Annotated in this window: 1 pseudogene; it reads right to left on the bottom strand. The window is 58.9% G+C overall.

Annotated elements, in window-relative coordinates:
• Positions 1-316, bottom strand: a pseudogene (locus HK11_RS12085) (IS5/IS1182 family transposase); the annotation flags it as partial.

Raw genomic sequence — 316 nt, 5'->3', positions numbered from 1 at the left:
AGGCCACCGCTTGCAGCGTTCCAACGTGCCGCAGGATCGACCGGAGAGATATATTTTGGTTGCACGGGCGTAGCAGACCCAAATGCAGCATCGTCCAGCACCGAGAAATACTCCCGCACAGCACGTTGGGCTGCCTCGATCGGCAGTTTATCTGGGCTCGAAACACTGCGCTGCCGATTAGCGTCGGCCTTGATCGTGCTGGCATCGACCGCAAAGCCTTCACCGCCCACCAGCCCCTTGGCGATGTACTGCCTGACGGTCATTTCGAACATTTGGCGAAGCAGATCACTCTCCCGGAAGCGTCCGTGCCGGTTTT

The sequence above is a fragment of the Acetobacter sp. DmW_043 genome, from assembly GCF_002153485.1.
Lineage (GTDB): Bacteria > Pseudomonadota > Alphaproteobacteria > Acetobacterales > Acetobacteraceae > Acetobacter > Acetobacter thailandicus.
The sequence above is the reverse complement of the archived record's forward strand: the minus strand, read 5'-3'. Positions and strand labels throughout refer to the sequence as shown.